This window comes from Bacillus sp. EKM208B (genome assembly GCF_011800725.1).
GTDB classification, from domain to species: domain Bacteria; phylum Bacillota; class Bacilli; order Bacillales; family Bacillaceae; genus Bacillus; species Bacillus velezensis.
Map to the genome: position 1 here is coordinate 128,400 of NZ_JAANHO010000005.1, position 23,488 is coordinate 151,887.

General features: G+C 44.5%; 29 protein-coding genes, 1 other RNA gene, 1 pseudogene and 1 riboswitch. Of the genes and pseudogenes, 8 read left to right on the forward strand and 23 right to left on the reverse strand.

Going from position 1 to position 23,488, the window contains the following annotated elements; all coding sequences use genetic code 11:
• Positions 1-57 precede the first annotated feature (57 nt).
• From fbpC to G9F75_RS11025, 3 genes are all read right to left on the reverse strand, one after another.
• Positions 58-153: a Fur-regulated basic protein FbpC gene (gene fbpC, locus G9F75_RS11015; protein ID WP_025284905.1), complete on the reverse strand. Its 96-nt coding sequence runs from the start codon at positions 151-153 to the stop codon at positions 58-60.
• A gap of 72 nt (positions 154-225) precedes the next feature.
• Positions 226-732, reverse strand: coding sequence for an isoprenylcysteine carboxyl methyltransferase family protein (locus G9F75_RS11020; RefSeq protein WP_014418171.1), 507 nt, complete (start codon positions 730-732; stop codon positions 226-228).
• The gene (locus G9F75_RS11025; protein WP_014418172.1) at positions 732-1,832 is read right to left on the reverse strand and encodes a type III polyketide synthase; all 1,101 of its coding nucleotides are present in this window, start codon (positions 1,830-1,832) and stop codon (positions 732-734) included. The genes G9F75_RS11020 and G9F75_RS11025 overlap by 1 nt, the downstream gene beginning before the upstream one ends.
• A gap of 166 nt (positions 1,833-1,998) precedes the next feature.
• On the opposite strand from G9F75_RS11025, the gene G9F75_RS11030 reads away from it, so the two are divergent.
• A complete protein-coding gene (locus tag G9F75_RS11030; RefSeq protein ID WP_014418173.1) occupies positions 1,999-2,607 on the forward strand; it encodes a GNAT family N-acetyltransferase in 609 nt (202 codons plus the stop codon).
• A gap of 28 nt (positions 2,608-2,635) precedes the next feature.
• Here the strand turns inward: G9F75_RS11030 and G9F75_RS11035 are convergent, their stop codons facing one another.
• Positions 2,636-2,944 carry an MGMT family protein gene (locus G9F75_RS11035; RefSeq protein ID WP_167409101.1) on the reverse strand — a complete coding sequence of 103 codons (309 nt, stop codon included), beginning with the start codon at positions 2,942-2,944 and terminating at the stop codon, positions 2,636-2,638.
• Positions 2,945-3,166: 222 nt separating this feature from the next.
• On the opposite strand from G9F75_RS11035, the gene G9F75_RS11040 reads away from it, so the two are divergent.
• Positions 3,167-3,430, forward strand: coding sequence for a transcriptional regulator (locus G9F75_RS11040; protein ID WP_167409102.1), 264 nt, complete (start codon positions 3,167-3,169; stop codon positions 3,428-3,430).
• 729 nt (positions 3,431-4,159) lie between these two features.
• Here G9F75_RS11040 and G9F75_RS11045 read toward each other — a convergent pair.
• Complete coding sequence (locus G9F75_RS11045) at positions 4,160-4,723, reverse strand: cysteine hydrolase family protein (protein WP_021494221.1); 564 nt, start codon at positions 4,721-4,723, stop codon at positions 4,160-4,162.
• 347 nt (positions 4,724-5,070) lie between these two features.
• On the opposite strand from G9F75_RS11045, the gene G9F75_RS11050 reads away from it, so the two are divergent.
• Entirely contained in the window at positions 5,071-5,346 is a 276-nt protein-coding gene (locus tag G9F75_RS11050) for a hypothetical protein (protein WP_007409505.1), read from the forward strand.
• Positions 5,347-5,600: 254 nt separating this feature from the next.
• Here G9F75_RS11050 and pbuX read toward each other — a convergent pair whose 3' ends face one another.
• The 5 genes from pbuX to G9F75_RS11075 all read right to left on the reverse strand — a co-directional run bounded on the left by pbuX (position 5,601) and on the right by G9F75_RS11075 (position 11,646).
• The gene (pbuX, locus tag G9F75_RS11055; protein WP_110085500.1) at positions 5,601-6,905 is read right to left on the reverse strand and encodes a xanthine permease PbuX; all 1,305 of its coding nucleotides are present in this window, start codon (positions 6,903-6,905) and stop codon (positions 5,601-5,603) included.
• Positions 6,902-7,486 carry a xanthine phosphoribosyltransferase gene (gene xpt / locus G9F75_RS11060; protein ID WP_167409103.1) on the reverse strand — a complete coding sequence of 195 codons (585 nt, stop codon included), beginning with the start codon at positions 7,484-7,486 and terminating at the stop codon, positions 6,902-6,904. Before xpt ends, pbuX begins: the two co-directional genes overlap by 4 nt.
• A 99-nt stretch (positions 7,487-7,585) precedes the next feature.
• Positions 7,586-7,685: riboswitch (purine riboswitch) on the reverse strand.
• Positions 7,686-7,818: 133 nt separating this feature from the next.
• Entirely contained in the window at positions 7,819-9,321 is a 1,503-nt protein-coding gene (locus tag G9F75_RS11065) for a carboxypeptidase M32 (protein ID WP_167409104.1), read from the reverse strand.
• Between the two features lie 110 nt (positions 9,322-9,431).
• Positions 9,432-11,351 (reverse strand): ATP-dependent DNA helicase, encoded by a 1,920-nt coding sequence (locus tag G9F75_RS11070; protein WP_137988088.1) that lies wholly within the window; start codon positions 11,349-11,351, stop codon positions 9,432-9,434.
• A gap of 103 nt (positions 11,352-11,454) precedes the next feature.
• Positions 11,455-11,646 carry a hypothetical protein gene (locus G9F75_RS11075; RefSeq protein WP_115940589.1) on the reverse strand — a complete coding sequence of 64 codons (192 nt, stop codon included), beginning with the start codon at positions 11,644-11,646 and terminating at the stop codon, positions 11,455-11,457.
• 166 nt (positions 11,647-11,812) lie between these two features.
• On the opposite strand from G9F75_RS11075, the gene G9F75_RS11080 reads away from it, so the two are divergent.
• Complete coding sequence (locus G9F75_RS11080) at positions 11,813-11,965, forward strand: YpzG family protein (protein WP_003153548.1); 153 nt, start codon at positions 11,813-11,815, stop codon at positions 11,963-11,965.
• Positions 11,966-12,005: 40 nt separating this feature from the next.
• Here G9F75_RS11080 and G9F75_RS11085 read toward each other — a convergent pair whose 3' ends face one another.
• The 9 genes and pseudogenes from G9F75_RS11085 to G9F75_RS11125 all read right to left on the reverse strand — a co-directional run bounded on the left by G9F75_RS11085 (position 12,006) and on the right by G9F75_RS11125 (position 19,380).
• Positions 12,006-13,172, reverse strand: coding sequence for a THUMP domain-containing class I SAM-dependent RNA methyltransferase (locus tag G9F75_RS11085; protein ID WP_022553050.1), 1,167 nt, complete (start codon positions 13,170-13,172; stop codon positions 12,006-12,008).
• Between the two features lie 96 nt (positions 13,173-13,268).
• Positions 13,269-13,650, reverse strand: an RNA gene (gene rnpB, locus G9F75_RS11090) — RNase P RNA component class B.
• A 55-nt stretch (positions 13,651-13,705) separates the two neighbouring features.
• Positions 13,706-14,005 carry a cell division regulator GpsB gene (gpsB, locus tag G9F75_RS11095; protein WP_003153541.1) on the reverse strand — a complete coding sequence of 100 codons (300 nt, stop codon included), beginning with the start codon at positions 14,003-14,005 and terminating at the stop codon, positions 13,706-13,708.
• Between the two features lie 79 nt (positions 14,006-14,084).
• A complete protein-coding gene (locus G9F75_RS11100; protein ID WP_167409105.1) occupies positions 14,085-14,633 on the reverse strand; it encodes an SLOG family protein in 549 nt (182 codons plus the stop codon).
• Positions 14,634-14,721: 88 nt separating this feature from the next.
• Positions 14,722-14,958: a spore coat protein CotD gene (gene cotD / locus G9F75_RS11105; RefSeq protein WP_003153539.1), complete on the reverse strand. Its 237-nt coding sequence runs from the start codon at positions 14,956-14,958 to the stop codon at positions 14,722-14,724.
• Positions 14,959-15,041: 83 nt separating this feature from the next.
• A pseudogene (locus tag G9F75_RS11110) lies at positions 15,042-15,149 on the reverse strand (hypothetical protein); the annotation flags it as partial.
• A gap of 121 nt (positions 15,150-15,270) precedes the next feature.
• Entirely contained in the window at positions 15,271-16,509 is a 1,239-nt protein-coding gene (locus tag G9F75_RS11115; RefSeq protein ID WP_012117831.1) for a ribonuclease H-like domain-containing protein, read from the reverse strand.
• A gap of 19 nt (positions 16,510-16,528) precedes the next feature.
• On the reverse strand, positions 16,529-18,775 hold the full coding sequence (locus tag G9F75_RS11120; RefSeq protein ID WP_014418230.1) for a DEAD/DEAH box helicase: 2,247 nt from the start codon (positions 18,773-18,775) through the stop codon (positions 16,529-16,531).
• A 98-nt stretch (positions 18,776-18,873) separates the two neighbouring features.
• Positions 18,874-19,380: a PTS sugar transporter subunit IIA gene (locus tag G9F75_RS11125; protein WP_012117833.1), complete on the reverse strand. Its 507-nt coding sequence runs from the start codon at positions 19,378-19,380 to the stop codon at positions 18,874-18,876.
• 138 nt (positions 19,381-19,518) lie between these two features.
• On the opposite strand from G9F75_RS11125, the gene G9F75_RS11130 reads away from it, so the two are divergent.
• On the forward strand, positions 19,519-19,932 hold the full coding sequence (locus G9F75_RS11130; RefSeq protein ID WP_017418017.1) for an Hsp20/alpha crystallin family protein: 414 nt from the start codon (positions 19,519-19,521) through the stop codon (positions 19,930-19,932).
• 29 nt (positions 19,933-19,961) lie between these two features.
• Here the strand turns inward: G9F75_RS11130 and G9F75_RS11135 are convergent, their stop codons facing one another.
• Positions 19,962-20,429 carry a YppG family protein gene (locus G9F75_RS11135; RefSeq protein ID WP_105937586.1) on the reverse strand — a complete coding sequence of 156 codons (468 nt, stop codon included), beginning with the start codon at positions 20,427-20,429 and terminating at the stop codon, positions 19,962-19,964.
• Positions 20,430-20,615: 186 nt separating this feature from the next.
• Here G9F75_RS11135 and G9F75_RS11140 point away from each other — a divergent pair, with 186 nt between their 5' ends.
• Entirely contained in the window at positions 20,616-20,798 is a 183-nt protein-coding gene (locus G9F75_RS11140) for a YppF family protein (protein WP_107994338.1), read from the forward strand.
• A gap of 38 nt (positions 20,799-20,836) precedes the next feature.
• Here G9F75_RS11140 and G9F75_RS11145 read toward each other — a convergent pair whose 3' ends face one another.
• Positions 20,837-21,205: a YppE family protein gene (locus G9F75_RS11145; RefSeq protein WP_061862317.1), complete on the reverse strand. Its 369-nt coding sequence runs from the start codon at positions 21,203-21,205 to the stop codon at positions 20,837-20,839.
• Positions 21,206-21,250: 45 nt separating this feature from the next.
• Positions 21,251-21,496 (reverse strand): DUF5446 family protein, encoded by a 246-nt coding sequence (locus G9F75_RS11150; RefSeq protein ID WP_014418233.1) that lies wholly within the window; start codon positions 21,494-21,496, stop codon positions 21,251-21,253.
• A 205-nt stretch (positions 21,497-21,701) separates the two neighbouring features.
• Between G9F75_RS11150 and sspM the strand changes: the two genes are divergently transcribed.
• A complete protein-coding gene (gene sspM, locus G9F75_RS11155) occupies positions 21,702-21,806 on the forward strand; it encodes an acid-soluble spore protein SspM (protein ID WP_003153525.1) in 105 nt (34 codons plus the stop codon).
• A gap of 43 nt (positions 21,807-21,849) precedes the next feature.
• On the opposite strand, the gene G9F75_RS11160 is transcribed toward sspM, so the two are convergent.
• Entirely contained in the window at positions 21,850-22,812 is a 963-nt protein-coding gene (locus G9F75_RS11160; protein WP_022553046.1) for a DUF2515 domain-containing protein, read from the reverse strand.
• 41 nt (positions 22,813-22,853) lie between these two features.
• Between G9F75_RS11160 and recU the strand changes: the two genes are divergently transcribed.
• Positions 22,854-23,462, forward strand: a complete 609-nt coding sequence (gene recU, locus G9F75_RS11165; RefSeq protein WP_014418235.1) for a Holliday junction resolvase RecU — start codon at positions 22,854-22,856, stop codon at positions 23,460-23,462.
• Positions 23,463-23,488 lie beyond the last annotated feature (26 nt).

The following is a 23,488-nucleotide window of genomic DNA, read 5'->3' on the forward strand; positions in this document are numbered from 1 at the left end:
GCCGATATCGGCAGCTGATAAAGAAAAAACACCCGCGGCAGGAAAAACCGCAGATGTTTAAGAAGACATCGATTTATTCGAAACTTTTTTCAATACGAAACCAATTAAAACACTGTATGTACAAACGGCTGCAAATAAAAATAACATTGTCATTTTCGGCACCACCTTGAATGAGAATCATTTTCATATTTATACCTTATCATGAGTGAGAATGATTTTCAATCTCTATTTTGCGGTGTTTTCTTCTAGCGCTTTCTCTTCGGCGCGAATCCTCACAGTGAGCATGCAGGCATTGAGAATCGAAAAGAGAAACAGTGTCCAATACGCTCCGTATAACAGCGGCAGAAAAATAAATTCTAAGATGACGACCGCGTAGTTCGGGTGTTTCATCCACCTGTACGGCCCCTTTCTGACAAGCTCCGCATCCGGCACGACAAGGATTTTAGTATTCCAATACCGTCCTAATGATAATAGCGCCCAATACCTGATCCCCTGTACAAATAAAATGATACATATAATGGCGGCCCACCTTGGAGAAAGCGTTTTTTGAAACGCCGCCACCTCAGCTGTAAGAGAGACAAAAAAGAGCACATGCATCAGGACGAGAAAGGGATAATGTCCTTCTCCGTATTCGACTGCGCCTTGCTTTTTCACCTTTTGCTCATTGCGCCGGGCCACGATCATCTCCGCAATCCGCTGGGCCGCAAGCAGCATGATAAACAGCAAAAACATTAAGAAGCCCCCTTTTCCCAGCTGAACAGCAAAAGCTCAGACGAAAATCCCGGCCCGAGAGCGCCGATCAGCCCTTTTTCGTTTTCTTTCTGCCGTCCGTGGAGCAACTGTTCTTTTATCACATGAAAAATAGTTGCGGAAGACATGTTCCCGTGTTTTTGCAGCACCTTCCGAGATGCCGCAAGCTGACCGGTGTCCATTGAAAGACTCGTTAAATAGGCGTCAATGACCTTTTTCCCGCCTGGATGGGCAAGAAAGGTTTTAATGTCGTGAGGACTGACACCATATTCAAATAAAAATTCATCAACATTGTCCTTCAGCCACTGTGAAACCAGGGTGGGAATATCTCTTGAAAAAATGACTTGAAAACCGCTGTCGGTGAATTCCCAGCCCATCACATCTTCCGCATCCGGCATCATCACCGATTGAGTGGCGAATATCCGCGGAAGAAGCGGCTGTTTGACGTCGTTTCGGTTCGCCTTTTCTCCTCCGATTAGTACTGCGGCAATTCCGTCCGCAAACAGGGAAGTTCCGATTAAGTTGCTTTTTGACTTGTCGTTCGGCTGAAACGTTAAGCTGCAGAGTTCAGCCGCGATGACAAGCGCGTATGCTTCAGGATACGCGCGGCAGTATTCGTACGCCCTGGACAGGCCGGCCGCTCCGCCCGCGCATCCTAAACCCCAGATCGGTATCCGTTTTGTTTTCGCAGAAAACGGAAGCTGATTCATCACTTTCGCTTCAATGCTGGGTGTCGAAAGCCCGGTGCTGGAAATAAAAAAGATCGCATCCACTTTTTCATACGGAAAGGGATTTGTTAAACAATCCGGGTTTGTTAAACAATCAAGTGCCGCATCCGCACTGTGCTTGACGGTTTCTTCCGTATACAGCCGGTTTTTTTCTGAAAAACCCCGTGCCGTTTTATACCATTCAATCGGCCGGACAAACTGCCTTGATTCAATTTCGCCGTTTTGAAAGGCTTTTAACAGCCGGTCAATATCCTTAAATGAATCGGCAAACATCCCTCTCGCAAAATCCGCCGCCGTTTCTTGCGAGACATGATACTTCGGAATGCTCGTTCCGACAGATAACACATATGCCATGCCCATCACCTCTTTACATAAAGGTTTCCGCTTTTTTCCTGAATGTATGCATAAGTGTGAATCGAGAATTTCACTGACATGCCATTTTAATAGGAAATTGGCCCTTTTGAATAAGAAACCGTTCGACTATACTTGATCCATTCATAAAAAAAAGGTTGTGATAGGAATGCTGAAGCCTGTCATTCTTAAAGGGTCACTCGTTCAGTTAGAGCCGCTGGCGATTGATCACACTCAGGCACTTTGTGACGCTGCTTCAGAAAATAGGACGACTTACGCTTACACCCATGTTCCTGACGGAATCGAAGAAACAAAGCGTTATATTGAGCGCGCGCTTTCCGATTATGAAAAAAGACTTGCATTGCCTTTTGCAGTACGGAGTCTTGAAACAGACCGAATCGTCGGGAGCACGAGGTTTATGGATGCGGAAGTGTTTACGCGGCCGACAGATGCATCTCCGGAAGTGTGTGAGATCGGCAGCACTTGGTATGCCTCTGCCGTGCAGCGGACCGGTGTCAATACGGAATGTAAACTTCTGATGCTGACCCATGCGTTTGACGTGTGGCAAGCTGTCAGGGTGACGCTGAAAACCGACGTTCGCAACCAGCGCTCACGGACTGCGATTTTGCGGATCGGAGCCCAATTTGAAGGGATCCGCCGCGCACACATTCCGGCTGTCGACGGCGGCCTCAGAGATACCGCCTACTACTCCATCCTTCGGGAGGAATGGCCTTATATCCGGCAAAACCTTTCTGGCCGGCTCAAAGCATATAACTGAAAAACCTGCCGATATACGGCAGGTTTTTTTACATATTCGGATCATAGACGTATAAATTGAGATCGATCCGTCCGTCTGACGTGACCGCTACCCCCTCAGCTTCAAGAGACAGCTTCTGTACGAAAAACATCTCTTCATCTCTCAATCCGATTTCGCCCTTTGCATTGATGACCCTGTGCCAAGGAAGATGATGCTTTTTACTCATGGAGTGAAGAATCCGCACAACCTGCCTCGCTCCCCGCGGACTTCCCGCAAGACCGGCAATTTGACCATACGTCATCACTTTTCCTTCAGGTATCTGTTTGATAATGGCTACCGCCCGTGCCGTAAATGTCATGCAACTCCTCATTTCGCAAGAGCAGATGATTTTTGAGAAAATCAGCTACTTCCTGATCTTATTTTTATAGATGATAATTGCTTCATCATCATACTTATTTCAACTCTGCGTTTAAATAGATTATCTGTTTGTTCACAAAAAATTAACAAAGATAAGCATGTACTTATTTAACATAATATGTAATAATACAATTGTATTAAAAAAAGAAAAGGAGTGTTTACAATGAAAATGAAAAAAACTTTAGCCGGCTCAGCCCTATCACTCGCTTTACTCTGTTCTGCCGCCCCTGCTTTTGCCGCAGGTCCTGCTGATACACCTTCTGCAGAAAGTAAAACGAAGGAAGTATCTGCTTTGGCGACGTTCATACTTAATGGTTCTGGCCCTGATTATCCTACTTCAATTTACCGGAATGGAATCACCTATTATTTTGACAACATCACCTTCCATGGTGCTGATGGCACTTGGACAGCCGTCTACAAAAGCTGATTTTTCATGACGGGCGGAAAGTTTGTCTTAAGTAATAACTAAAAATAATCCGTATGTTACCGTGCAGATGAGAGAATAAATGATTGCTAACATGTATCTAAGAAGTGTCAAAATTGAAAATTATGACAGATTCTGTATTATCTCTTGCTCTACTTGTATCAGCATCTCCTGCTTTTGCAACTGCTGGACGGTATCAACAATTGGTATCTAAAAGGAGTTTCTTTCTGGAACGGAATCTGGTATGGGAATGATGAGCGCTGTTACGAATATGAAGGGGGCTCTGTCCCCTTTTTCTAGTTTCACTGACCTTAATAATTGATCCGATATATATGCCACTTTAGAAACTAATGGACAATTAGGCTACGAATTAAAAGATGACTGTAAACCATCAAAGATCTTAAAAATGTGATCGATCCAAAATGTCTTAACAAAGAGCCTCGGCCTCAAAAAGATGATCAAGCCAATATATTCGAGGAAATCAAAAAACACCAGACTCAGCACAAGCCAAAAAATCTTGAATAATTCGCGGATTAGTAAGCCTTTTGTTATTCAAAACCGAAGCCGAATCAGACCGTTAACCGCCGATCATTTTTTACCGAAACCGGTTTACAAGAAACAAAAAAAGCATCTGAAGCAGATGCCTTTTTTCAATCGATATTGCGATGATGAAAAGAGTCGGTAATCCCCGTATTTTCCGACGAGGTCCTTGTATGCGCCTGAATATGCTTTTCAGCCGGCTATAAAATCATTGATTAATTGATCAGTCGTTAATATTGTGGCGAATTCATCATGCAATGTTGCCAGAGATATATTGTGAATAGTCTCTGCATCATAATATGTATCATTTTGGTCTCTCATTCCAAAGGCTGCTGTTGCATCTGAAATCAGGTATGTATCAAATCCTAAATTACCGCTCATCCTTGTGGTTGTTGAAACACAGTGCGGTGTAGTCAAGCCAGTGATTACGACAGTTGTTATATCATTTGCTTTTAAAAGCTCTTCCAGATTAGTACCAATAAAGCTGCTGTTTACTTTCTTGGTTATAATGACTTCTTTATCCATAGGTTTAACGATTTCCTTTATAGCAACCCCCTCATTTTTTGGATAAAATAAAGAACCAGGTTTATCAGAAATATGTTGTATGTATATGACTGTCCATCCTTTTTCTCTCCATAATTTCAGTATTTTGCTGATATTTTCTTCCGCCTTTACGTTATTTCGGTCTCCCCACTTTTTATCATCAAAGGCTTTTTGTACATCCACAATGATTAAAGCTTTTTTCTTTTCTGCCATCAGATAACCTCCTATATTGAAAATTCTTATTTATAACATTTTAAATAAAGATTTTACTTTTGTACAATTGTTTCAGTGTTAAATTTCATATCGCACCTTCCCCGTTGGAAAAGCATTGAAATATCTAAAGCAAGCACTCACTCAAAAGCTGCAGATCACCAGAGGCCAGCAATATTCAACTCTTTTTCTCTATATACTTATCAATATCCTGACATAAGCCGCAACGGTGAATGAAAGGATTGCCCCTAACTAAATTTACACTCACAAAATATTAACAAAAAAACCCTTGGTTATTTTTGTATTTTATGTAATAATACAAGTGTATTAAAAACAAAGGAGTGTTTAAAATGAAATTGAAAAAGGTTTTAACTGGTTCTGCCTTGTCTCTCGCTTTACTCGTTTCCGCTGCCCCTGCTTTTGCATCCAGCCCTGGCAATACAAATAGCGACTCAACTCAAACAAAAATTTCGACACAAGCGACCAAAGATTCTTTTACAATGGATTACCTTCATAGATGGGATATCCCAAATACAACTGTTAAGAATGGTGTTACTTATTACCTTAAGAAAGTAGAGATAATCGAAGGGTTCTATCGAGCAACTTTTGAAGGATGGATTAATTAAAAGAAGGGGCATTCCCTTCTTTTCACTCTCTTTTGTAAGGATCTGTGCACAAAATACTCGTTCACGTACATATAGTGCGGGACGGTTTTTCGGCGAAATAAGGCGGATGCCTCATCACTCAATTTAGTTTCTTTTTCAAAAAATGAAAGAGAATGCCTCACAAAAAGTTCAGCAAACTTTCGGAAGCATCCTCGATCTCGGGATTTCATAAAGAAATGTTATTAAAATGTTATTTTTTTAAGAAAAACGGGTAACTAACCCTCTTGAACCCTTGTCACATCAAGGGTTTTTTTCGTTTTAGGAATCATGTTATAAACAATATTCAAAATCACGGCGGTAAAGCTTCCGGCGACGATTCCGTTTGTGGTCAGCAGATTTAAGTAAGACGGCAGGTGCTTAAACATATCGGGAACGACGGTTACACCGAGTCCCAATCCGACCGAACACGCGACGATCAGAAGATTTTCCTGCTTTTTAAAGTCAATTTGACTGAGCATTTTAATGCCGTAGGAAATGACCATGCCGAACATGGCCACCATCGCGCCTCCCAGCACCGAAGACGGGATGATGGTCGTGAAGGCTGCGATTTTCGGAAAAAGGCCGAAGAGCATTAAAAGTGCGCCCGTGACACCGATGACCGCGTTTTTCTTAATTCCCGTCAGCTGCACGAGGCCGACGTTTTGGGAATAAGCCGTGTACGGAAAAGCATTAAAAATGCCGCTGATGAATACCGCCAGGCCTTCCGCACGGTAGCCTTTTGCTAAATCACGTTCAGACAGGCGCCGGTTTGTCAGGTCACCGAGAGCGAAATAGACGCCGGTTGACTCAACAAGGCTGACAATGGCAACGATGGACATCGTAATAATCGGTGCCGCATGAAATGTCGGCGTCCCGAAATAAAACGGTTTAATCATTTGAATGGCGTCAGCATTCGCCACATTGTCAAATTGCACTTTTCCCATAAAATATGCGATGGCCGTCCCGATGACAATGCCGATTAAAATCGAAATGGATTTCAAAAATCCTTTTGTAAACCGATAAAGCAGCACGATGATGACGAGCACCGTAAATCCGAGGGCAAGGTTAGCCGGATCACCGAAATCCTTGCTGCCTTCCCCGCCGGCAATATGATTCATCGCGACCGGCATTAAGGTCATCCCGATAATCGTCACGACAGATCCGGTTACGACAGGCGGGAAAAACGATACGAGCTTACCGAAGAAAAACGACAGCAGAATGACAAGCAGACCCGATGCCAAAATGCTTCCGTAAATGGCTGAAATCCCGTACTCCTTACCGATGGAAATAATCGGCGCTACCGCGGTGAACGTACAGCCGAGCACAACGGGCAAGCCGATACCGAAAAATTTATTTCTCCATACTTGAAGCAGCGTAGCCGCCCCGCACATAAAAATATCAATTGATACGAGATATGTCAGCTGTTCTGCGTTCAGTCCCAATGCCGCTCCTACAATTAAAGGAACGACGACGGCGCCGGCATACATGGCAAGCACATGTTGGATACCGAGGGAAAGTGTTTTGGCATAGCCGTTTTTCATGAACGGACCTCCTGTACAAATGTCACTTTTCCGTCTTCAAGCGATTGAATTCTCGCCAGTGATTCGATCCGGCATCCTTTTTTCACCAGCTCATCTCTTCCCGGCTGAAATGACTTTTCAATGACGATTCCGATCCCGCAAACCGCTGCGCCTGCTTGTTTTACGATGGATAAAAGCCCTTCTGCCGCCTGTCCGTTCGCTAAAAAGTCGTCAATGATTAACACGCGGTCTTCTTTCGACAGATGATTTCCGGAGATTGCAATCTGACTTTCTGTTTTTTTCGTGAAAGAATAGACGGATGCCGTCAGCAGATCATCCGTTAATGTGAGAGACTTCCTTTTTCTCGCAAAGATGACGGGAACGCCGAGTTCAAGGCCGGCCATCACCGCAGGGGCAATGCCCGAAGATTCAATTGTGACGATTTTGGTTATCTCGTCTTTTTCAAAACGGCGCGCAAATTCCCGGCCAATCTGCTGCATGAGAACCGGATCAATTTGATGGTTTAAAAAAGAATCCACTTTCAGCACTTGATCAGAAAGAACAATTCCGTCTTCTGCTATTTTTCGTTTTAATGCTTCCACAATGATTACCCCCGCTTATAAAAAATAAAAAAAGCATTGCCCGCTCTCCAAAAAAAGAGCAAGCAATGCCGAATGATCTACACGCAACGGCCGAATAAAGCCGTTCCATTGCTCACTCATAGTCGGACATTTACGGTGACCGGTAGAAACTTGCGTGCCATATCCACGCGATTATATGAGTGTTCGTATGATATTAATCAAATTATAACAAGATACACTTCTTTTGCATAGTGAAATTTGAATATTTCCGAACTTTTACAAAGAATTGGTTTTCGATTATTCGTCTTTTTAGAATTTTTAGAAAAACACCCGGTGTATACCGGGCGTTTCGTTTATAAATATAAATTTGAATATTTGCCGACGAGATACTCAATGAGATATTGAACGTTCAGCTCTTCTCCCGTTGCATCTTTTATGATGTCAAGCGGCATTTTGCGTCTTCCGTGCTGATGAACCTTTTCTGTCAGCCATTGTTTGATCGGCTCAAAGTCGCCCCGTTCTATTAATTGATCAAATTCAGGCAGATCGTCAAGCATGGTATGCTTCAGCTGTGCCGCATACATATATCCTAGCGCATAGGAAGGGAAATAGCCGAAATCGCCGCCCGCCCAATGTACGTCCTGCAAAATGCCTTTTGCGTCAGATGGCGGTGTAATGCCTAAATAATCATGATATTTTTGATTCCACAATGCAGGCAGTTCTTCCACTGTCACTTCATTACTGAAGATCGCTTTTTCAATTTCATAACGGATAATAATATGAAGCGGATATGTCAGCTCATCGGCTTCAATTCGGATAAAGGTCGGTTTCGCCTCGTTGACAGCGCGTACAAAATCTTCTCTTTTCACATCTTGAAATTGATCAGGCGAAGCCTCAACCATTTTTTCATAATAGGCGGTCCAGAAATGTTGATTTCTGGCGATAAAGTTTTCATAAAATAACGATTGGGATTCATGAATTCCCATGGATGCACCGTCAGATAAGTTCGATCCGCTCAGTGCTTCGTCAATATTCTGCTCGTAGATCGCATGCCCGCATTCATGAATCGTTCCGAAAATTGCCGTACGGAAATCGTTTTCGTCATATCTGGTCGTCACCCGTACATCGCCCCGGTTGATTGTCGTCGCAAACGGATGCACCGTCTCGTCCAGGCGGCCGCCGTCAAAATCATACCCGAACTCTTTTAAGAAATACAAGGAGAGGTCTCTTTGTTGTTCTTTCGGAAACGTTTTCGTTATAAAGGAAGTGTCCGGTTTATTGCCGGATTCCGTCACTTTTTTGATAAGCGGAATGATCGCTTCCTTCAATTCAGAAAACAGCTGATCCAGCACCTTTACCGTAACACCCGGTTCGAAAATATCGAGCAATGCGTTGTACGGATGATCTTCATAGCCCCAATACGAAATAAACCGCTTATTAAAATCAATCAGCTTCTCAAGGTACGGAGCAAACATAGAGAAATCAGAGGCAGCCTTTGCATCCTCCCAAGCCGTTTCAGCTTTCGATGTTAAAATGACATATTCTTTATACTCATCTTCAGGAATTTTTTTATTATGATCATAATCTTTTTTCGCAAGTTCCGCCGCTTTCACTGTATCTTCAGGCAGCTCTTCTGCATGCGCGAGAAGGATGTCGATCAGCTCTTTCATCCGGTCGGATGTCTGGATTTGAAAAACGTCAGCCGAAAGCTGTCCGATGCTTTCCGCCCGGTCATCAGAGCCTTTTTTCGGGGCTCCCGTTCTTAAGTCCCAATGCATAAGCGCAATGGCTTCGACATAGTGGGATACTCTTTTTAACAGATCAAAAAACTCTTTTTCATATGTATGTAAATCCATATCCGTTCCCCTCCCTTTTCACTATCAATTACAGGCTAATGGAATGCCGTGATAAAGTCAACTTCCCGGATTTAAAAAAGCCGCAGGAGAGAATCCTGCAGCTTTTGTTTTTATACGATTTTCGGTGTAACAGGCAAGATCTTTTTGACTTCGGCCAAGACTCGTTCACTTTCTCCGCCCGCATAAATGGATATGGTTCCGCTGTCCTGATTAGAACGGATGAGGCGGCCGATTCCCTGCCGGACTCTCAAGAGCATGTATGGCAGATCAACTTCCTCAAACGGATCTTTTTTCGCTCCGTTCCGCTTTGCGGTAAACACCGGATCATGAGGCGGATACGGCAATGCCCAAATGGTCACATTCCGGAGCGAGTCACCGGGAATGTCAAGACCTTCCCATAAGTGGACGGAACAAAGCACGGATTCTTCATCCCGCTGGAACTTTTCGACCAGACTGCTGATCTCTTCGTCACCTTCGTAGTATATCGGATACGGCAGCTCCCACGCGGCAGCCTGTTCTTTAAATTCTTTCATGTCTTCAAAGGAAGGGAAAAGAACGAGGGTGCGTCCTTCATTCTCCTTAATGGTTTCAATCGTTTCGGCTGTTTTCTGCTCAGACGTCATGTCACCGTGAAGCGCAACAGACATTTGCTCCTCGTAATCGTACGGAGATTCAACGGTGAATGATAAAGGATCACGGATTCCGAGGCTGTCAGCGATATAATCAAATGAACCGCCCTCAGAAAGAGTGGCCGATGAGAAGATATAAGGAATCTTTTTAGAAAAGACCTTTTCTCCCAGCACTTCGGCTACAGTTCTCGGCATAACGACAAACGTTGAGTCTGTATCCCGCGTTTCAAGCCAGCTGATGGCATCCTTCTGATACAGCGACAGCGAATATGCCATTTGTTCGACGTATTCTTCTACAACTGACAGCTCGTACTTATCAATCGTATACATTTCCGATTCAAATACGAGCGCCTCGCCGATTTTATCGAGCAGACGGCACAGTTCGTCAGCCGCACGCTTAACGCGCTGGTCGTTTTGGATGTCCAATCGGTGAGAGCCGGCGATTTCCTTCGATTCCTCTGACAGCACATAGAAAAACTCATCGTTTGCGGCAAGGGCATCTTCAATCAGTTCGGCGAATTCCTCTCTGATGTCATTTTGAAGCAGACGCTCTAAAAACAGCTCGAGCGTCGACTGCTTCACGCGATAGGTTAACGCTTTTTGCGCGGCGAATTCCAGCAGATGTCCTTCATCAAACACGACGGCGCTGTGATCCGGCAAAAGCGGCAGCTGTCCTTCCCTTTTACGTGATTCTTCCGTCCATACATGCTCCATGTAGAAATCATGGGAGCAAACAATCAGATCCGTTGATTTTCTGTAATGATCTCTTGAAAGTGTTAAACCGCATCTATGTCTCATATCACAAGTTAAACAATCTTGGAAGGAATCATAGCTGACGCCTGCCCACTCTTCATTCGTCAAATCAGCGTACTGTTTGCGGTCGCCGTACGGATAAAAGCGCTGCATCGCTTGTGATTGGTGTACGAATGAAGGCAGCGACTCATAAAGATCCAGCCACTTTTCATCATCAGAACGCTGCATTGTTTTCTCAAGCTTTTTCAGACACAGATACTGCTCATGGGATTTGGACAGCCGTGTATCAATCTGCAGATCCAAATGTTCTGTCAGCTTGGAAATGTCGCCTTCTTTTTTGACAAGCTGTTCAATTAACGTTTCATCGGCGCATGCGATAATGGCCGGTTTACCCGTATATCTGGCATAGCTGATGGCAAACAGCAGATACACCAGCGTTTTCCCCGTACCGACTCCTGCCTCAGCGAACATGACCTTTTTCTCTTTAAATGCCCGTTCAAGCTGAAACGCCATAAATACCTGCTCATCCCGAAGGTCAAAGCCTTTCTCGGGAAGGATATCGTAAAACACGTCACCAATCCAATTGTTCAATTCTTCGTAAAAATTCTTTTCTTTTGTTAAAGCAAAAGGCAAACGTGATGTTGTCACCCAACTCCAACCCCTAACTATTCGGCATTCAGACCATCTATAATATCATTTAACCCTTTTCAATACAACAAAAAAACTTGGCCTCGCCAAGTTTTTGTCATGATCATTTCCAGTTAATGATATGTGTACATAGGAACGGATGGTCTGTTGAATGTGTATGTTTTACCGCATTTTCAAGTTCTTCCTGTGCGTGTGTCATGGCGGAAGGACCGAACTCCGATCCAGCTTCCTCCAGCCGGAAAGCAGTTGCGTCTAACGCCTTTTGTATTTTACTGAAGTGCTCGCTGTTCAGCATAAAATAAGATCACCTCTCAAATAGAAATAATCATCATTCTATGCCGATGTTTCACTTTCTATACATGCCATCCTGAATGATCCGCACCTGACCTGCACAAACTACAACAGATATTCGATCGAATATCCATCTTCACAAATTTATTCTACCCGGGAGTGATGGTTACATGAGTTATAAAGATCGATTAGATCAGCATTCTGAATTGTTTCATCACAATTGGACGCGGCCGAAACGCTCTAAATCACAAGTGAACGGCCACACCGAAATGTCCCAGACCAACATTATTTTACGGAGCAACGCAAAAGCGCACCGCTGGTAATGGCAGAATAAAACGTAAAGATGCCGGAGAAGACGCTGTTTCAGGCGTCTTCTCTTTGTTGCGGCTTTTTCCGCTGCGGCCGCACTTTAGCCCAGTACTGATAATAATCCGTTTTGATAAAACCGTTAAAGAGCTTCCGTTTTTTGGTTGCTTTTCTCCCGTAGGCCTCTTCAAATTGTTCATTTGACGTTAACATGTAGACAGACCATGTATCAAGAGATTCAAATGCCCGGCCCATTTCTTTATACATCTGCTCGACTTCTCTTTTTTCGCCGAGACGTTCGCCGTACGGAGGGTTTCCGACGATTACTCCGAATTCGAGTTTTGTCGTAAAATCCTGCACCCGCATTTGCTTGCATTCGATCAGGTCACCAAGTCCCGCTTCTTCTGCGTTTTCTTTGGCGATGTTTACCATCCGGTGATCCACATCACTGGCAAAAATCTGCAGCGGCTGATCATAGTTCGCCTTTTCCTCCACTTCAAGACGCGCCTTGTCCCACAGTTCTTTTCCGATCCATTCCCAGTCTTCTGAAACAAAATCACGGTTAAAACCGGGAGCAATGTTTTGTCCGATTAAAGCGGCTTCAATGGCGATCGTGCCGGAACCGCAGAACGGATCGACGAACGGACGGTCAGGCGTCCAGTTGGTTAACTGAATTAACGCGGCAGCGAGCGTCTCTTTAATCGGAGCTCCTCCCTGATCAACCCTGTATCCCCGTTTGTGAAGGCCTGTTCCTGATGAATCCAGTGTAAGTACGGCTTTATCTTTTAAAAGGGAAATCTCCACCTTATACTCGGGTCCCGTTTCTTCAATCCATTCATTTTGTTTTCCTGATTGCAGTTTCAGCTTTTCCGCTATCGCCTTTTTGACGATCCGCTGGCAGTCAGGCACACTGGCAAGCACTGATTTCACAGATTTTCCGATAACGGGGAACTTTGCGTTTTCCGGAATGTACGCGCGCCAGTCAATCGCTTTTGTTTTTTCAAACAGCTCATCAAACGTTTTCGCCTGAAACTCGGCGACCTGTACTTTGATGCGGTCAGCCGTCCGCAGCCATAAGTTAGCGCGGCAGATCGCAAGCGCATCTCCTTCAAAAATGACTTTTCCGTTGTCTACTTTGCATTCATAACCTAAATCACGCACTTCTTTGGCGACGATCGCTTCAATTCCCATCGGCGCCGTCGCTATTAGTGTGTACTTCTTCATCGTATCACCCTGTCTCTTTTAAGCTTTCGTTTCATTCAAGATAAAAGCTCCCCTTTTAAGGAGAGCTCTAATTTGTCATATCAATAATGTTTAACGTTCTGTAAGCCATGTTTTGTTCCGTCGTACTGCAATCGGCTCATCACCTCGTACTCAGGCGGCAATCATCTATCTACAGAAAGTATTCTGTCCTTCTATCTGTTCAGTTCCTTCAAGAAGGTTCCCCTACCAAAATTTGGGTTTCTCGCTCGAGGGGTTTACCGCGTTCCACTCTCACCATTTCTGATGAGACTTCGTCACTGTGGCACTTTCAAGGATACTCAGCCATATCCGGAGACGTAGGCTTTTTTCCTGCCGTCAGCCTATCAAGGCTGCCCTAGCTTATTTCTTCGCTAGGCACGAACACTACGGGCATCTCAGCACCGTGCGAGCATGGACTTTCCTCTACAGATTCAAAGATCTGCAGCGATTACCCGAACGTTAAGAACACTTGTTCATTATAAAGCAACTTGTCTCATTTGACAAGTGCTTCTGCCTTATTCGTCATAAAGTTTGCTGCCGAATACATGTTTCTCAAGGTTGGACAGCCTTTTCAGAATGTCAAAGTTGGTCGTATTGGACTGCACCGGCTGTTTTTTACTTGCTTCTTCAAGCTGTTTTTTCAGCTGCAGATTTTCCTGCTGCAGTTCTTCAATTTCTTGATGAAAGGTTTCATAATCCTTAATAATCATATCTAAAAATTTGTCAACGTCTTCTTGTCTGTAACCTCTAACGCCTGTTTTAAATTCTTTTTCCAAAATGTCTTTCGCAGAAAGCTTTACTTTATCAGCAAGCATCTTTTTCACCTCATATCGTGAATCATCATGTTATATTTTATTCAGAAACACGTCCCGTTGTCAAATATTCTCTGACGTGTTATGTAAAGAAATCTTCTTCTTCAACGGCGGCACGGAGATCATCCATCGTAATCGAATAAATCGGATATCCGTCTGTTTCACGGCGTTTTTCTGCCTGCTGCAGCATATATTTCGGCGATCCTTCCATTTCAGGATCATATAATAGCAAAAGCGCATCTGACTTTTCAATAAAGAACGCGTTTTTCTGCCGGAATTGGAGCGGACTTTCGTACGGCCGATGCGTCAGGCTCTCCTCATAATCTGCCTGAGCAAGCACCGCTTCATACATTTCTTTATTCGGCTCCTTCCACTTTTCCTCCTGGTCGTAGAAAGGCGTGATAACGGCAACCTTTAATTCCGGATACTCTTCTCTGAGATCGTACGCCGTTTCTGCCGCCCAAAGCTCAGTCCCCAGCTGTCCGGATATGAGAATCCATTCCAAGCCTTCGTCAATAAAGCTTCTGAGTCTGGTTTCTATCGCCTTTTTTATATAAACAAGCGCCCGGTCATCCTGTTTAAAAATCCCGAGTTCAAACGGCTTGTATCCTGTTACGGCTAATACTTTCAATTGATCACCTGCTTAAAAAATGGGGCTCCCCATCGGGCCCCATTTTGATTTGCTGATATCCTAACCGATCTTGCTTAAGCGTTCAATACTAATGATCGCAGCAAGGGCTTCCGCACTGAAAATGCTGGTGAGTTGTCGGGTCAACATTTGAAAAAGTGTGCGGATAGTAATGAACGTGCTCAAAGTTGTGGTGATTTACGTTAGTTGTATGTTGCGGATGAATATGCGGCACAACTGTGTTAGAAAAACAATGGTGTTCACAGCAATGAGTCGGATGGACAATCGGCGGCATCACGTTTGGTCTGCAACAATGATGATGAAACATGCTAAATCCCCTCTCCATTAACTTTTATTACACTGTTAGGTTATGAAGAAAAGAGGGTGCATGTTCTAATTCAATCACCCAATTTAAAAGTGTGTCAGCAAGCTGTCTTTAAAATTCGAAAATACAAACGCAATCAAAAAAACCACGACAAAGAACAAGTAAAAAACACCTTTATACATACCAACTCTCCCCTATAAATAACTAACGCTATTTTACAAGATGCGGCACCATTCTACAACAAAATCGATGCGGATTCAGAAAAAAATATTTTTGGCGAAACAGCTCGGCTTTTGCGCTTTCCCGGGCAATATTTCAAGAGGAATATTTCCTCTTGAGCCGGGCAATTCTCACATGGAGCTTCTCGGCTTCTTTTTCCGATATTTCCCCGTCTTCTGCCGCCTGCTGCGCGGCCTGCAGAGCTTTTTTGTAATCTTTTGCGTGATGCTCAAAATAGATCGCCAGCTCTACCGCTGATTGGTGTCTGCATATGTGAAGATCAGAGCCCGTCAGTTTCTCCCAAAGGGGCACGGCGTCTTGCCTGCGGTTTTGTTTTTTATAAAGCATTGCTAAGTCAAAAAGGGCCCGATCTGAATCTTCAAAGGCTTTGCCTTGCAGCGCTTCCAGCTGTGAAACAGCCCGGTCGGTTTCTTTATGAGCGATAAACCATTTCGCCATGGCGTATGCTTCCTGACGTTCTGACGTCTGATCAGAAGATGCAAAAATCTTTTTTGACATATGGATGTAAAGAGCGATGAGGGAAAGCACATCTTGTTCATTATGCGAGAGCACTCCCTTTAAAAGAGCCGGGTCCTCCGCCTTTAAAAATTGAAAATACAGCATCGGCGCCAAATAACCAGGTGTGTCTTCGTCCCTTTTAAAAGCAAGCTCTTCATTTTCAACCGCCGAAAGCGATACACGCTCTAATTTATGTTTCCAAAGCCGTCTCGCTCCGTGCAGAAGATCAAAGTGTCCGAAGTCAGGAAGTTTCGGAAGCCTGTCCCGCAGCAATGTATGCCTAGTTTTTACCTGCGGCCAGTCAAAGGCTTTTCCGTTATACGTAACAAGAGACGTAATGTCAACCTCACTTAAAAAGCTTTTGTAAAGAGCCGTCTCGTTTCCCGGTTTAGGAAGCAGATGCTGTTTAACCGCGACACGGTCTTCATACACTCTTGCATGACCGAGCAAAAAGATCATATTGCCGGCCCCGCCGCCGAGGCCGGTCGTTTCAGTATCAAAGAAGAACAGCTGGCTTTTTTCGTATCCTTCTGCTGATAAAGTATGTGTCAAACCGCCTTTATTCCATAATGCCATGACGTCATCAAGTTCACTGAAGCTGTACCGTCCGTGACGGTGCGAAAGCGGATAGACGGTTTCGCGGATAAGACAGTATTCATCCTCAAAAAAGAAAGGCTTCACTCCGAATGCCTCCCATTCTTCTCTAAATGGGACTTGAATATCCGGCACCGAAAGTTGTGAAGCTGCCGGCTTTTTTTCAGCTTCCGGCACATTCAGGTGGTTTTTCATCCGCTTTAATTTATTTTTCAAGGACATCTTTCGTCCCCCTTTTCTTTTACACGTAATTCAAGAGCCGGAGTATCGCTTTCTTTGCATCTATTCCTTCTATTTCGGAGCCGATGCAGGAAGGACATCCGTCTTGACATGGACATTGTCTGATCAGGCGCTCAGCCCCTTCATTGATTTCATCAAATCGCTTATATACTTCATCAGCAAGTCCGATTCCGCCCGGATAATGATCATACAGAAAGATGGTCGGAAGTCCGGTATGTGCGGCTTTGATTTGCGGCACGACATGCACGTCATTTCGGTCGCACATGACGTATACAGGCACGATATGCTGCAGGACGTGGGCAATGCCTAAAAGCAGCTGTTCAAGCGTTTTTTCGCCGATCTCCGAATCCGTCTCTTTCAATTCAAGCCAGGCAGCACTGGTATGCAGTTCTTCTTCTGGAAGATGAATCGGCCCTGATCCTATATTTTCAAATGTCGTCATTTTAATTTTTTTAAATATTGTCGGAAGTGCGTTCACGGTTACATCGCCGAAATGTAAGGCCGTTTTCTTTCTGCTGTCCGTTCTGTCAATGTCCAGCACTTTCAGCTGCACCGCTAAATTGGCATCTGTATAATATTCGACATCGACCTTTCGTACGTACGCTTTTTTATGGTCCCAATCAAGCTTTTCAACCTGGTACTGCACCCCTTCATGAAGATAAATCGCTTCATCATGAAGAAGCGTCATCGCGCTGAAACGGTCCATTTCTCCGATGATTTTTACATCAGCCGTCTCTGACCGGTCAACGATGACCACGTTTTCCTGTGACGCCGAACGGAGACTGATGTTGGAGGCGGGAAAAGATTCGCTCGCCCAGTGATAGCGTTCGCGGTTTTCGTGAAGCACCCCTTCTTCTTCTAAATACTCGAGAATGTCTCTTGCATCATTTTCTCCGAATGTTTCATCGGCTCTGAAAGGCAGCTCATACGCAGCGCATTTCAGGTGATCGACCAATATAATGAGATTATCAGGATTAATCCTTGCAGATTCAGGCGAGCGTTTAAAGAAATAATCAGGATGGCGCACAATATATTGGTCAATCGGATCAGAGTTCGCCACCATCACGATAAGCGCCTCTCCCTGCCGCCGTCCGGCCCGGCCCGCCTGCTGCCATGCGCTCGCGACACTGCCCGGGTACCCCGTCATCACGCAGACCTGAAGCTGGCCGATATCAACGCCAAGCTCCAGCGCGTTTGTGCTGACAACCCCGAGAATGCTGCCGTCTCTTAACCCCCGCTCTATATCTCTTCTTTCTTTCGGAAGATATCCGCCGCGATAACCTCTGACAGACTTCGCGCCGATTTCCTTTTTTACGATCTCCTGAATGTGGCTTAAAATAATTTCAACCCGCACACGGCTTCTTGCAAAAACAATCGTCTGGATCTTATTTTTCAAAAAAGTTTTGGCAAGTTCGTTCACTTCCACGGTGGCGCTTTTTCGAATATGCAACGGTTTATTTATAATCGGAGGGTTGTAAAAAGCAAAATGCTTTCTTCCGGCCGGGGCGCCGTTGTCGTCAATCAGGCGCACTGATTTTCCCGTCAGCTGCTCCGCCAATTCCATCGGATTGGCGATTGTGGCGGATGTGCAGATAAATGACGGCTTGCTTCCGTAAAAAGCGCAGATTCTCATTAAACGGCGGATGACGTTCGCCACATGGCTGCCGAATACGCCGCGATACGTATGTAATTCATCAATGACGATATATTTCAGGTTTTCAAACAGACTCACCCATTTTGTATGGTGGGGAAGAATGGCTGAATGAAGCATATCGGGATTTGTGATCACAATATGCCCGGCTTTTCTGACTTTCTGCCTGATGGCCGGAGACGTATCTCCGTCATAGGTGAAGCTTTTAATGTCCATGCCCGTCTCGTCTATGATTTCGTTCAGCTCGCTTTTTTGATCCTGTGCGAGCGCCTTTGTCGGAAATAAATAAAGCGCGCGGCTTGAGGCATCTTCCGCGATAGACTGAAGAACCGGAAGATTATAGCACAGTGTTTTTCCGGAGGCCGTCGGTGTGACAGCCACAATGCTTTCTCCGTTTTGAACCGTCTGAAAAGCGGAGTATTGATGTGTAAAGAGCCGCTCGATCCCCCTCTTTTCGAGAGCCGCCCGAATGTTCGGATCTACTTGCTCCGGCATCGGCATGGTTTTCGCCTCCCGCGGTTCCTCTTCATGCCAATGCACAATATTTTCATGATTTTTTAATTCCTGTATCAGTTCGCTCAGTGATTTTTTCTTCATCGTTCACACCTCTTTATGAGGTACAGTTTACCGAATATTTGTTTGCCTGGCTAGATGAAAATCCTGCACAAGAAAAAAAGCAGGGAATCAGCCCCTGCCTACTTCATTTTTATCGTAAAAAGCTCTGTTTGTCCTTTTTTCGCTTCATTTGCGCCTGCAAATTGCAAAGGTTCTGCGGCATCGCCATTCATAATCACCATAGGGATGACGGTGCTGCTTGCTTTTTCTTTTATTAAATCCAGCCGGCACGTTAAAAGCAGATCGCCTGTTTTCACTTTGTCGCCTTCTTTTACATGCGCTTCAAAGCCTTCACCGTTCATATTGACGGTATCCAAGCCGACATGTATCAAAAGTTCCGCTCCGGAAAGGGTGCGGATGCCGACAGCATGTTTTGTATGGAACAGCTGAATCACTTCTCCCTCAACCGGTGAAACAATGTCTCCGTTTGCAGGCTCGACGGCGATCCCATCCCCCATCATTTTTTGTGAAAATACAGGATCCGGCACTGAAGCCAAATCCATCACCGCTCCGTCAGCCGGAGAAAAAATCACTTCTTCGGCCGGCTTTTTCCGGCTGTCTCCCAATCCAAATAATTTTTTCAGCAATGTGTTGTGCTCCCCTTCCTAAATGTGAATCCGTTACCAGTTTATTCTCCACTATTTAACCATACTTTCTTTTTTCCTTCAATTCTTAACCATACGGCATAACATCGCATAGTCTGTTTGTAAAAAGGCGGTGGTCATATGGATCAATCACAAAACGATAAACTTGATCCGCAAAGAAATGAGGACATCATCAGCCATGCGATGGACCAATTTTTTCACTCAGGTCCCTTCGCAGAATTGATGCAGGGTTTTCAACACCTTGTCAATTCGGCTTTTACTGAAGCGCAAGTGACGATTGACGTCAGAGAAGAGCCGACGGGCCTCGCGGTTGATATCAGCGTTCCCGAGACATTCCGTGACGGGGATATGCTGGTGGAAACGAAAGGGTGCTACCTTCACGTTACAATCCGCTACGATCATAAACAGGCTCATTCATCCCACGTGTCTTCAAGCATGACAAGAACCGTTGTCCTCCCGTATAAGGTGAGTGAAGAAGATATGGAAACATCCTGGAATGAACAGACGCTTACCCTCTTTTTCCCTAAAAAATAAGCATGAATGATGGATATCATTCATGCTTTTTATTTGAAGATACTGGTGAGGCCTTTCACCAGCGATCCGACCTGATTTACGGCGCTTACCATCTGCCCCGTTGTATCCATCATTTTATTAAAGTCAAACTGTCCGTTCGTTTTTTTAAACTGGGAGAGTATGCCTGAGAATTGGGAAGACTGCTGCTGATTCGGTCTGGGAACAGGGTAAGGATTCACAAACCCCGGCTGCCCCCCGGGCATGGCTGCCTGAGGAGGAGGGGGAGCAAACGGCTGCTGCATATGACCGTATTCCTGATTCGGATAAAATTGCTGCGGGTACTGCCCTTGCTGTTGATATGGCGGCGGCTGCAATGGCTGTATCTGCTGCGGATACGGCGGCTGTAATGACTGTATCTGCTGCGGACTCGGCTGCTGTAATGGCTGTATCTGCTGCGGGTAGAAATATCCCGCCGGCTGCTGGTACATATTTTGATAGGGCTGCGCTCTCCATTGCATATGACATTCCCCCTTGTCTCTCACTAAGTTTCTGCTATATATGTATGAATTTCGCCTTGGTTATGTGCTTTCGGAGATTCTGATCTTTGTCAAATGCTGTCGAAAGTCTTAATTTTTTAAAAACAGAAAAAAGTCGAATCGTTATGTTACCATAATCTCAACATACATGAGAGGGGATGCACCATTATGAACGTATCATACTTAAGAAAGCGTTTTGCTGAAGTGAAAAAATATGAAACAGATTGTGCAGATAAACTGATGGACTTTGCAAAATTCCTCTATATTCAAGGCCATTTCACCGCAACCGAATTTCGAAACAGTATGAAGGTTCTCGAAGCAAGTGGAGCAGAAAACCCGGCGTATGAATAACATACCCGACCCCTTTATATAAAAGAAGGCAGCCGTTTTCAGCTGCCTTCTTTTTCAATTTCATCCCTTAATATACGAAGCGTATATAAAACAGATTCAGTTAAATCCCTGTATCTTTTTTTATGAATATGATGAACATATGATTGGAGCATCAGCTCTCCGAAATTTTCTGTAACGGCCTGAATTTGTGCGTGATGAACGTATTTCGGACGGTTTTCCTGAATAAACGCAAGCGCTGCTTTAGTCCAAAGCGCGCAAAGCCGGTCTCTTTTTTCAACATCGGGTTTAATAATCTCAAAAAAATCATATGAACGGCCGGACTCTTTTCCATCCTGATATCTTTTTTCGGCTTCAAGAACCGCCTCTATCATTAGTTCTGTCAGCTCCAATAACGACTGTGTCTGCAAACGGACTCACCTCAGTACATATGGTACCAAAGTTTTTGCATAAAATCAGCTGATCCGGCAGGCTCTCGGCAAATCCTTTTTACGCCGGTCAGCCAAAAACAGGTCATCAATACAAACATGAAGCTCCCGCGCCTCTTCCTCAAGGCGGGAAAGTTTCTCCTGTCTGATTTCTTCAGCTTCCGCCTGACAGGATCTGACTGCTTGGGTAAGCGTTTTTTCAGCAGCAGAAATCCGGATTTCAATATCAGAAAGCAGACGGAGAATATCAGCCTTGCTCGTGTAAACAGACATTCATGTTCCTCCCTTTTATCACTTGCGTCTCTTTAGAATATAATTCTCGTTTTCATACCGCTCTCCTCTGCACATGACAAAACTAGAAGCAGTTCGGCAAACAAACAGAGATTATCCTAAAAGGCGTGCCTTTCGACAAAAAAGTGCCGCAAACTTTGTATGAACCGGCACGTTAATGCAAACGATACAGTTGAGGAGGTGCCGTATGAAAACGAGACCGAAAAATGCAGGTAAACAGCAAAAAACCGAAGCAAAAACGACTGATACGCTTGATAAAAAATTAGGCGGCCCAAACCGCCCTTCCACGTAACACATCAGCAGCCCGAAACCCCAGCGAACGGTTTCGGGCTTTTTCATTTCTTCAGCCACTCTTTCACCGCGAAGAGCGCATGGAGCTCCCGTCTTTTTTGGAAGTACCAGTCCGTCAGTTCAAGCTGTTTCGGCATTTTCTCCTGTAAGAAAGCCCCTTTTCTTAACCTTTTTTGAAACCAATCCGCCCTTTCGCCGTCTAATGGGTGGGCAACAATGGGATAGGTTGTCCTCAGCATCGGTGATGTTCTTTTTTTGATGCCGATCATTTTCTCCATATCAAAGCGCGAACCGGTATGAGGCACGGTATCAAGAAAACGGTAAAAAGAAGCGTGCAGATCAGGACTGAACAGAAGGCGGGCCAGCTGTTTTCCGAGCGTAATTCTTTCTTCGATTTTCGAAAACCGTTTGACGGAAATTCCGTATAAATGTCCGTCAAATGAAGGGAATATCACCGTATTAAAGTGAAACCAATCACTTAAATAAAAAGGAATCGTGCCAAAAACATTCTTTTTAAACGAAGGATTTTGTATAATAGGTGCTTGGATAGTGTTTTGTTCATTTATAATAAGAGCATACATGAGCCGTTCCGTATCTCCGTCACGCCAAAAGCGAAACCATTCTTCCTGCATAAAAGCCGAGACGCGGAAATGAGGAAGATGACGGAAAAGAGGTTCGCCGATTTGTTTTGACCACTGGTAGACCAGAAGCTGAGGATAGGCATCAGAAAAAATCAGCCAATTCGCCCTTTCATACGAAAGGAAAAACCAGTTTTTCTGACTGCTGTCAAGACCCTCCTGATAAAGGACGCCTCTTAAATCAGTCATCGACCAGCCCGCATTGCGGGACACAAAGGATGCCAAAAGCGGCCACTTGATCTCAGGATGGCGGTCATAATATGCTTTATAGGCATTCGTCCGGGAAATATTATCGGCATTTTTTATTTTTGTCTCTTTTTCGATCAGGCGAAGAATGGCGGTTACGGTCTGTCGTTTATGCACGTTCATTCACTTCCGTCACTATTAGTTTGATAAGGAGGATGGAAAAAGTGATTCGGTACCCGAATGGAAAAACTTTTCAGCCGAACAAAACGGTTTCATCCCAAAACAGCCAGAAACGGACCCATTCATACAGTAATCGCGGCATGACCCTCGAAGACGACCTGAATGAAACGAATAAGTATTATCTGGCTAACCAAATTGCTGTCATTCACAAAAAGCCGACACCCGTCCAGATTGTAAACGTCCACTATCCGAAAAGAAGCGCCGCAGTCATTAAGGAAGCTTATTTTAAACAGTCTTCAACAACTGACTACAACGGCATTTATAAAGGACGCTACATTGATTTTGAGGCAAAAGAAACAAAAAACAAAACGGCATTTCCCCTGCAGAATTTTCATGATCATCAGATTGAGCATATGAAGCAGGTGGTCAGGCAAGACGGCATTTGTTTTGTTATTATATCCGCTTTCGGAAAGGTTTATTTCCTCGAAGCCGACAAGCTGTTTGTCTTTTGGGACAGAAAGGAGAAGAACGGCAGAAAATCGATTCGCAAAGACGAATTAGAAGATGCTTCCTTTCCGATTTCCCTTGGATACTCACCGAGAATTGATTATATTAGTATTATTGAACAGCTTTATTTTTCGCAGGAACAGTAGACTGAGCGAAAGGTTGATAAACGAAA